Below are 9179 nucleotides of genomic sequence, written 5' to 3'. Positions count from 1 at the left end.
CCTATAAAGGCATAAAGTACAAAAAGACCAACTATTTTGTCCTATATGCCTGCTTAATAGTGCCAGAAATAGAAAAGAAAACCGGTGGAAACACCGGTTTTTTGTTGGTTTGAGAAGGTGTTAGTTTTTTATAAGATTTTTATGATTTTGCACGGTTAATGTGTAGAAGATCAGACTTGATCTTCTACATATTATCTTACAAAATCTCTCCCACGCTGACTTTTCCATTCATCTTCGATGGAAGTGTAGAGCATTCTTGATTGTTTTCATCACAAATTTCAACTTCACTTCGCTCTTCTGGTAACGAAACATTTTGTATTATGTTATCTATTTGATTTAAAGAGGTTGGAAGGTTCGTGTTACTCGCTTGTTGTAAACCTAAATTGCTTGCTTTGACACCTTGAATTTGATCAATATTGCGTAGCATATCTCTTAAGCTCAGTGCCTGACTTTTGCCAGTAACAACATTTGAGGCAAGAGAAACAATGCGTGGTCGTTCAAAATAATTGAAGATAGCACTTTTCATTACTTTGATATTCGGAACATAATCTTTGCTAGAATTATCGTAAGATTTAAAGGCTCTTGCACCATTAGGGGCAAAAATATTAAATTCTAGATTACTTAATGTGGTACCTGATATAACATTCCCTTTTTCATCTCTTTGGATAATATCGCCCACATCAAAACCTATTCCTTCAATAAAGTAGTCCGCACTATTTGCACCAAATACGGAACCACTGTCTTTTGGATAAGGCCCAGTATGAATAACGGTAATGCGTAAATCTTTTGCCGAAGACTCTCCACTTAACGTTGTTTTTCCACTGGTTCGGATACTATACCCCTGATATGTTTTGGCATAAATACTGCTATTTTTACCAACAACATCACCAATTAAGAAAATACCTGCTGCCCCCGGCATTGCGGATGTATTCAGCCTATCCTCTCCGCTGACGAATAGGTGGCTATGATCTAATCGAATATTCTTCGCATTTATCCCTATTTTGCTGGCTTTAGGCATAAAATCATCATAAAGCGGTCGAGCATAATTGACCGTTAAATGGCTATTTTGAATATCGACATCTTTGGCAAGTAAATGCATAAAACCATCTTTACTGTTTAGTTGGCTATCTCGAATTGTGATTTTTGTGCCGTCGATATGCGAACGCTGGCTTGTAGCATCGCCTACCCATTCAGCAAAGGCTCTGTTTAATTCTCTATTTGCCGCACGGCTTGCTCTTTCGCTATGAGCAAGTTTGCGTGTAAATGGCGTATTATTTACATCCCAATTATATTGATTAAAATCATAACGTTCGTTTAAGACGGAAAAATTCCCTCGTGTAATACGTTCTTCCAAATTCGCAATAAGGTATTCATAGCCTTGCTTTTTCACATTTTCAGATAAATTAGTCTCTTTGCTGAAATAAGAACGCTGATTACCTGCATTGATATAGATTCCGATCTCATCTTTACTGGTAACTTTATTTAACTGCACTGTTTTAAATCCGTCCGCAATGATGAAGTCTTTACTTTTTTGGAAAGTGACTTCGTTTAGTTCAACGTTAAATGGGGCGTATTGATGAGCGGTAAGGCCTGGAATATTAGTGGCTTGTTTGGCAACTTCAATTTTTTTCCAATTTGAATTAATGGTACTGCCATCAGAAAATGTTGAGCGAGATAAAACGGTCTCCACTTGAGCAGGAACTGTTACTAACTTGTCTTGCACAAACGCCTTGAAATTTTCTTTCACAAAAGTATAAAAATTAACATTTTCAACATTCTTATTTTGAATCGTTGGATTTTCTACAAATTGCGTCCAAAGTTCAGGTAAAGAAATCTGCTGATTATCTTTAGTTTGGAATTTTGAGTTAAAATCATAAAACTTAATGTTTTTTAATAATTCATTTAGCGTTTTCTGTTTTAGAGATGTACCTGTTACATTATATAAGGAAATCAATTGTCCGTTTTCTTGTTTTACTTGCAAGATATTTTCTTGTAAAGGCACAAATCCTGTTGTACTTCCAATGCCGAAAGCGCCTCCACCAAGATTAATATGGCTTCTTTGTAAACGAATCGTTGCTTCATTATCTTTGGAATTATTGGCTAAAATCATTACATTATGTTTTCCGCCTTCAATATGATTAAACTCTGCATTTTGAATTTCAAGCTGAGTTTGTGTACTGATTGTTGTTAAAGGTAAGGCAATATTCTGTTTTAGCTTTTCCGATAAACTCTGTGACACCATTAAAGGATAAATCTGTTTTTTCTCGTCATTCAGAAAGCCTGTTTTCGTTTTACTGTTGTCAATACCTTGAGAAACAGGACGACGATTATTCAAAATCGATGCTAATAATGTCAAATCTTCAAATTTTGCATCGGGTTTGCTTTTTTTAACTTCTTCTAAAATCTGAGTGACATTTGATTTTAATAAATAAACGGCTGGAGCAGTATAAACGCGTTCCCCAACCTTAACGGTTTGATCGCCCGATAAAAGAGATAACTGTGTCTCATTAATGCCCAGTTTATTAATAAGTTCTTGTTTTTGCTCCTCAATAACTTTCGTTGTCAAAGAATCCAATTCATTTTTCTTGAGGAAAGAAAAATCTTTTGCCTTAATCTTCTCTTCTAATATGTCAGCAATTTTACTGTTAATGGAATCAAGTTTATCATTACGTTTAATAATTTTGATATCGCTCAATTCACCATTTTTTTCGTTATAACTAATTTCTAAAATGCGTTCATCACGATAAGGCAAGCGTAATGCTTCAAACTTCTGATTAAATTCAGGGCTATAACCTCTCCTGTCTGTTTGATAGCCTCCATTTTTAGCACTAATCACAAAAACGACATCACTTTGATTGGCATAGCGTTTCCCATCATCCCCAATTAAACCATTCTCAGATTGTTCCGCTTTAGCAATCGTTTTTTTGTCCGCCGTATAGAGAATTTTTCCTTGTTCATCACGCGCCATTTTTCCTGATTGGAAACGATCATTGTGGTGATAAGTGGCTTGTTTAACTTTGTCTGTTTGTGCAAGTGCGGTAATTTTTCCGCCTATTTTTATGCTTGCATCTTTATCTTTCCCCGTTTGTATAATTTTAAGGGTAGCCCCATTACGGCTATCTTTACCATAGCGAATGTCCGATTGTTCCGTGAGAACGATTTTTCCGCCCTCAATGGCGATGTCATTGGCTTCCAGTAAGCCCGCATTATTTACCGCTGAATGTTTAAGCTGATCTTCCCCTTTGGCAGTAAGCAAAATGCGGTCATTAGAAATAATCGCTCCCTTGTTTTCAATTAGCCCCGCTACCTGTTTACCCGTTAAGCTAATGCTGAAATTGGTTAAATCAAAGGTAAAACTATCCCCCGCCCCCAACAGCACCGTTTTATTTTTCACCGCTATGCCATCAAGATTGCCCGAATAATTCAGTTTAATTACCTCTTCAGGATTTCCCGTTAGGTGAAGTTTGCCGTTATTCACGACCTTATCGCCCACCAAATAAATGGCTTCTTCCGCCTGAATGACTCCCTCATTACGAATTTCGCCCTCTTGCTCCTTTTTCCGCTTAAAGCTGGCTTCATCTCGTGAATAACTGTATTTCGGTTTATCTGCGAGTTTTTCCACCTCTTTCGTCGTGGCGAGAATCGCTCCCACGTTCACCTGTGCGTCTTTGGTAAAGATCACGCCGTTAGGGTTAGATAAAAACACTCGCCCATTGGCATTCAGTTTGCCTTGAATGGTGGAAACATCCGCCCCCGTTACACGGTTATAGGAGATACTTGAGGAAGCGGGCTGATTGAATGTAACACTGGCTTGTTTGCCAATATTAAAACTTTCCCAATCAATAGAAACACGATCGCTTTTTTGATCGATAGTCATTGCATTGTTGTTTTGTGAAATGTTGGCTTCACCTTGAGTAAGCTGGTGATTTTTAGGTAACGCATTTACATCAATATTGTTAGCGATAGCTGAACTAGACAGTATGGCTAAAGAAATAAGGCTAAGAGAAGTTTTCATAGTTTAGCTCCTAAATGATTGTAAGACATTGATATTCCAATAACTTAAAACAATTTTAAGAATGACAATACAAATTGGTGATCTTTTTCATTCGCCAATTTATGACCAATAGGGCGGCTATAGTACGCATTTATTGAATAATTATTTGGGGCGGAAAGCTGAATTCCTGCACCGATACTTTGTAGTTTGATTTGATTCGTTTCTTCAGGACGTTGATTATAGGTACTGATCTTGTGGTATTTTTTACCCGCACCAATGTCATAAAATGCCGATGTCGTGAGTAAACTTTCTTTGAAAAGTGGGTAATAATGTTTGAGCGTAAATTGTCCAATGACAGCGTCAGATAAGGAAACTGCACCGGCTCGATATCCTCGCACAGCAGATTGACCGCCTAATAACATTTTTTGATTAGAAGAGAGGTTTCGATCACTTAATTGCCCTTTCACATTAATATCAAAGGCAAAATCATAAGGTAAGATCTGCTCGTGTCCTAATTCAATATTGGTTAAGGTAAATTTATTATTTTCTTGCCAATCTAGAGGGCGATTTTGATAGGCTTCTGACGTTTGATTATGTTCCTGCCCAATACTCATTGCCATATTAAAATAGGTCGTTCCCTTTGGTAGGCTATTCCAAACGCCATTTAATTCTAAATTAACGAGATTAATCCGAGTGTGGTTTTCTACTTCTTGGCTAGCGACTTGGCTATCTGCAACACGATTATGTGAAAGTGTTAGTTTAGTATTAACGTGTAAATCGGGTTGGCGGATAGTTGGATGTAAAAGATAAATCCCTACATTTTGATTATATCCCTTAGCATTTAATGCAGCGAAATCACCGCCTAATTTATAGTTTAAATATGAGAAGTAAGTACCGATTTTTGTTCCATATCCATCTAATAACGCCGAATATTCAATCCGAATATTTTTCAAACGACGGTTTTGGGAGCTTAACGCATTGATACTCAGTTCATCACCTAATCCGGCCAAATTGAACAATTTTCCACCCGCACTTATCCGATAGCGTCCTGTACTCGTTGAGCCTTGGTTATCGGAAAAAACATAAGCTTGCCAACGTTTGGCATCTTGCAAAAGTATATTAACATCTGTTGTGCCTGTCTTTTCCCCAGCCTGTACACTTAATTTAGATTTAATTCCCTGAATATCATTTAATAGTAATGCTAATTTTTCCGTTTCTGTTTGAGATAAATAACGTTGGCTATTAATACTTGTATTTGCCATTCGTCTGACAAAATTAGCGGATAATTTGCTTTGATTATCAATGTTAATTTTCCCAATATTCCCTTCCATCACGCCGATTGTAAGCTCACCATTTTCAATTTCTTGAGGGGGTAAGAAAGCTCGAGCAACTAAATAATTATGCTCACGGTAATATTGCGTAATTTTTTCTGTGAGTTGGTTTAAATCATCAAGTGTTATTGATTTGTTAAGATAAGGTTTAATTAAATGCGATAAATCTTGTTTTACTGGCGTTTCTAACCCTGTTTCATTGAGCAATTTAATATGTATCTGATTTAACTCAAAACGCAGTGCATTATTGCTTTGCGAATGAATATGTACGGGTTGTTTGAATAACTGCCCATCAGGCTTTTCTAAACGTTTACGTTGTTGATTGAGTTCCTGTGAAATAGCCCCAGCCTGTTGCAATTGATCTTGAAAGCTTTCTTGAGCTTGAACATATAATGGCAAAGTAAGAATACAACCAAGTAGATAATTAGAATAACGCATAATATTCACCTAATAAAAAAGAGATAAGAGTTTATTTTGCGAACGATTTTACACAAATGAAAATTATTATCAATAGTATTGACTTTTTATTTTTTAACAAATACTATCAACTCAATTAACAAAACAGTGAATGAGAGGTTTTTCCAATGAAATTAAAGCGATCACCTATTTACTTTGCACTTTGTTCATTGCTGCCATCAGTAGGCGGGGCAGAAATGTTAGAGGAAATAGAAGTTTCTGCTTTACGAGATCCGACAGAGTATGCTCAAACACAAAATAAAATTGAACGTTTAGATCGCAATCAACTAGAGGAAACACAAGCAACAAGTGTCGCCCAAGCAATTTCATCTAAACCGAATATTTCAATCTCTGGAGGGAGTCGTCCACTTGCTCAAAAAGTAAATATACGAGGGCTTAGCGGAACCCGTGTTGTGCAAGTGATTGATGGCGTTCGACAAAATTTTAATTTGGAACATCGCGGATCTTATTTTCTTCCGCCAAGCACCTTGGGACAAATTGAAGTGGTGAAAGGTCCAAGTAGTGCTTTGTGGGGCAGTGGTGCATTAGGTGGCGTAATGGCAATGCGAACGCTTAATGCCTTTGACTTACTTAAAAATAATGAGCATTGGGGTGTGTTAGTCAAACAGGGTTACCAATCCGCTAGTTCCCTTAGTGAGACGCAAGTGGCAGCTTATGGTGCGAATGAAAAATTTGATGTGCTAGTTCAGGGTTTTCGCAATAAAAGTAATAATTTACGTTTGGGTGAAAGTTTGGGTGAGTTGCCTTACAGTGGCCTAACTCAACAAGGGGGCTTGTTGAAAGCGGGCTGGCAAATTAACGAAACTAACCGTCTTGAACTAAATTTCCGCCACACAGTCAATAAGCAACTCGCCCCAGCTAATAATGAAATGGCAGAGCCTTATACGCCTATTGATTTTTATGATTATGTTAAGAAAAGCCGTGACACAGGTGGTAAAGTGGATTACAGCGAAGCGGGCGGCACAACGGATTTAGCACAGCAAAAAATTGTCGATACAGGACTTTCTTTGCGTTATCTCTTTAATCCAGAATCAGACTGGGTAAATAGTGAATTGACCCTCTACACTAACCGCACTAAAGAAACGGAGCAAAACCAACGCACCTTCGCCCACGATGAAACCCGTTATCGCACTTGGGGCTTTAATTTCCGCAACACCTCAGAATTTGAGCGTGCTGCCTTTATTTATGGGGTGGATTTTTATCAAGATCACGCCATTACTTCAAGGGAGAAAAAACAACTTGATGGGACTTGTGCCAATAATCCCCTCGCGGGCTGTAGAGATCTTGCGACCGCAAAATACCGCCCAAACCCTTACAATGCGAAAGCCAATGTGTGGGGAACCTATTTGCTTAGCCATTTGAAACTTGCAGAGCAATGGACGCTTTCCCCAGCGTTGCGATTTGATCATTACAAAACCTCAGAAGTCAGTTCACAAAGCTATCAAAAAAGCCATTTATCGCCTGCATTGACGCTCAGCTATCAGCCAACAGACTGGTTTGACATCAATGTAAAATATAACGAGGCTTTCCGTGCTCCGAGCCTGCAAGAACGTTATGTTTCGGGCAATCACTTTGGTTATGACAGAATGCTGGTTACTTCTTTCCAATCAAACCCGGATCTCAAGCCCGAAGTTGCCCGTAATAAAGAAATTAATTTTAACTTCCATTGGCAAAATCTGTGGAAAGCGGAAGATTCGTTAAAAATTAGCACCGCACTTTTCCAAAATGACGTGAAAGATTTTATTAATCTTGAAGTAATTAAATATAATGATGAAGCAAAAGCTATTCCTGAAATATTTCAATACCGCAATGTTCAAAATGCCCGTTTGCGTGGGGTAGAATTCAGCACAGAATACCAAACGCCAAGCTGGTCGCTCTATGCCAATTATGGAATGCTCAGAGGAAAAGATCGTCAAACGGGTGAAGCCTTGGAAAATATTAATGCAGATAGGATCATTGTTGGCGGAAATTATGCCGTGGTGGCAGATAAATTTTCCGTTGGCGGTCGCTTAAGCCATTACTTTGCACAAAAACGCTTACCAAGCAAAACCACGCGAGAATATCCCGCTTACACCCTTGTGGATCTCACCGCGACCTATGCGCCGAAGCAAGGGGAGTGGGAAAACTTACGCGTTGATTTTGCGATTGAAAATCTCTTTGACAAAGCCTACACCCAAGCCTTTAGTCTCACGCCATCGGCAGGGCGAAATGTGAAAGTGAGCGTGGCTTATCAATTCTAACGTTCAATAAAAAGGAAAGTTATGACATTACAACAACAGATTGCTCAGGCGTTGGAGGCTCAGCCTGAGCTACACACCCTTGATTTAGCAGAGAAATTCCAACTTCCTGAAGGAAAAATTCTCAAAAATTTACCACCGCACTTTGTGTCTTTCTTTACGGGGCAAGTGGAAGCCCTGCTTGCGGAAATCCACACTTGGGGCGAGGTGGTTACAATAATCGAAAAAGCGGGTTCGATCTTTGAAGTGTCGGGCGTTTTCCCACAGGGTAAAACAGGCTACGGCTATTTCAATCTGAATATGGATAAACAGCCAGATATCGCCTTGCACGGGCATCTCAAATTAGACCGCGTAAAAGACATTGCCCTTATCAGCAAGCCATTTCGCGGCAAAGAAAGCTATGCCATCGCCTTTATTACCGAAGATGACAATATACTATTTAAAATTTATCTCGGCAGAGATACGCAACGCCAGCTTTTCCCTCATCAAGTAGAAAAATTTAACCAACTGAAAAATAAGGAAATTTTATGCTAGATCGCCAACAGCGTTTAAATCACCGCTTAAAACCCGAAATTGAAGAATTAAAACAACAATGTAAGACCCTGTTACTAGCCACCGTTGATGAAGTGGGAATGCCGAACGCGAGCTACGCCCCTTTTGCGGAAAGCGAAAAAGGCTACTACATTTTTATTTCCACCATCGCCAAGCACGCCCGCAATTTGAAACAAAATGGCAAGGTGTCTTTAATGTTGATTGAAGACGAGCAATCCAGCCGCCAAATTTTCGCCCGCCACCGCTTAACTGCGGAGGCGGAAGTGATTGAAGTACCGCGAAGCACCCCAGAATGGGAACTTGGCACAGGATTGTTGCAACAACGCCACGGCAATCTAATGAAGGAATTGGTGAAAATGCAAGATTTCTCTCTCTTCCACCTTATTCCGAAACAAGGGCTATTTGTAAAAGGATTTGGACAAGCCTTCCAAGTTGATGCCAATAATGAAATTGATATTGTGCATTTAGATCAGGGGCATATTGAGGAGTCGTAGTTTTTGAGGCTTAAATTGTCGAGCCAAATGCAATTCCTCGTCAAAATAAATTTCATAAGACGTTCGTTAATCTAAACATTTATGAGGTCGATGG

At 38.8% G+C, this 9179-nt stretch carries 5 protein-coding genes; 3 read left to right on the top strand and 2 right to left on the bottom strand.

What is annotated here, in order from left to right; all coding sequences use genetic code 11:
* Positions 1-196: 196 nt before the first annotated feature.
* The gene (locus P375_RS04755; RefSeq protein WP_039134954.1) at positions 197-4015 is read right to left on the bottom strand and encodes a filamentous hemagglutinin N-terminal domain-containing protein; all 3819 of its coding nucleotides are present in this window, start codon (positions 4013-4015) and stop codon (positions 197-199) included.
* A gap of 44 nt (positions 4016-4059) precedes the next feature.
* Positions 4060-5763 (bottom strand): ShlB/FhaC/HecB family hemolysin secretion/activation protein, encoded by a 1704-nt coding sequence (locus P375_RS04750; RefSeq protein WP_039134951.1) that lies wholly within the window; start codon positions 5761-5763, stop codon positions 4060-4062.
* Positions 5764-5909: 146 nt separating this feature from the next.
* Between P375_RS04750 and P375_RS04745 the strand changes: the two genes are divergently transcribed.
* The 3 genes from P375_RS04745 to hutZ are packed head-to-tail and all read left to right on the top strand — an operon-like array spanning position 5910 to position 9085.
* A complete protein-coding gene (locus tag P375_RS04745) occupies positions 5910-8042 on the top strand; it encodes a TonB-dependent hemoglobin/transferrin/lactoferrin family receptor (RefSeq protein ID WP_039134949.1) in 2133 nt (710 codons plus the stop codon).
* Between the two features lie 21 nt (positions 8043-8063).
* Entirely contained in the window at positions 8064-8573 is a 510-nt protein-coding gene (hutX, locus tag P375_RS04740) for a heme utilization cystosolic carrier protein HutX (RefSeq protein WP_039134946.1), read from the top strand.
* A complete protein-coding gene (hutZ, locus tag P375_RS04735; RefSeq protein ID WP_035687799.1) occupies positions 8567-9085 on the top strand; it encodes a heme utilization protein HutZ in 519 nt (172 codons plus the stop codon). Before hutX ends, hutZ begins: the two co-directional genes overlap by 7 nt.
* The last annotated feature ends 94 nt before the right edge of the window (positions 9086-9179 follow it).

The sequence above is a fragment of the Gallibacterium genomosp. 2 genome, assembly GCF_000771895.1.
Classification (GTDB): domain Bacteria; phylum Pseudomonadota; class Gammaproteobacteria; order Enterobacterales; family Pasteurellaceae; genus Gallibacterium.
This window is presented reverse-complemented; position numbering and strand designations above follow the sequence as displayed.

What these genes read in the sequence shown, in the direction of transcription:
- P375_RS04755 (WP_039134954.1), bottom strand. Translation starts at nt 4,015, where the DNA reads ATGAAAACTTCTCTTAGCCTTATTTCTTTAGCCATACTGTCTAGTTCA.
- P375_RS04750 (WP_039134951.1), bottom strand. Translation starts at nt 5,763, where the DNA reads ATGCGTTATTCTAATTATCTACTTGGTTGTATTCTTACTTTGCCATTA.
- P375_RS04745 (WP_039134949.1), top strand. Translation starts at nt 5,910, where the DNA reads ATGAAATTAAAGCGATCACCTATTTACTTTGCACTTTGTTCATTGCTG.
- hutX (WP_039134946.1), top strand. Translation starts at nt 8,064, where the DNA reads ATGACATTACAACAACAGATTGCTCAGGCGTTGGAGGCTCAGCCTGAG.
- hutZ (WP_035687799.1), top strand. Translation starts at nt 8,567, where the DNA reads ATGCTAGATCGCCAACAGCGTTTAAATCACCGCTTAAAACCCGAAATT.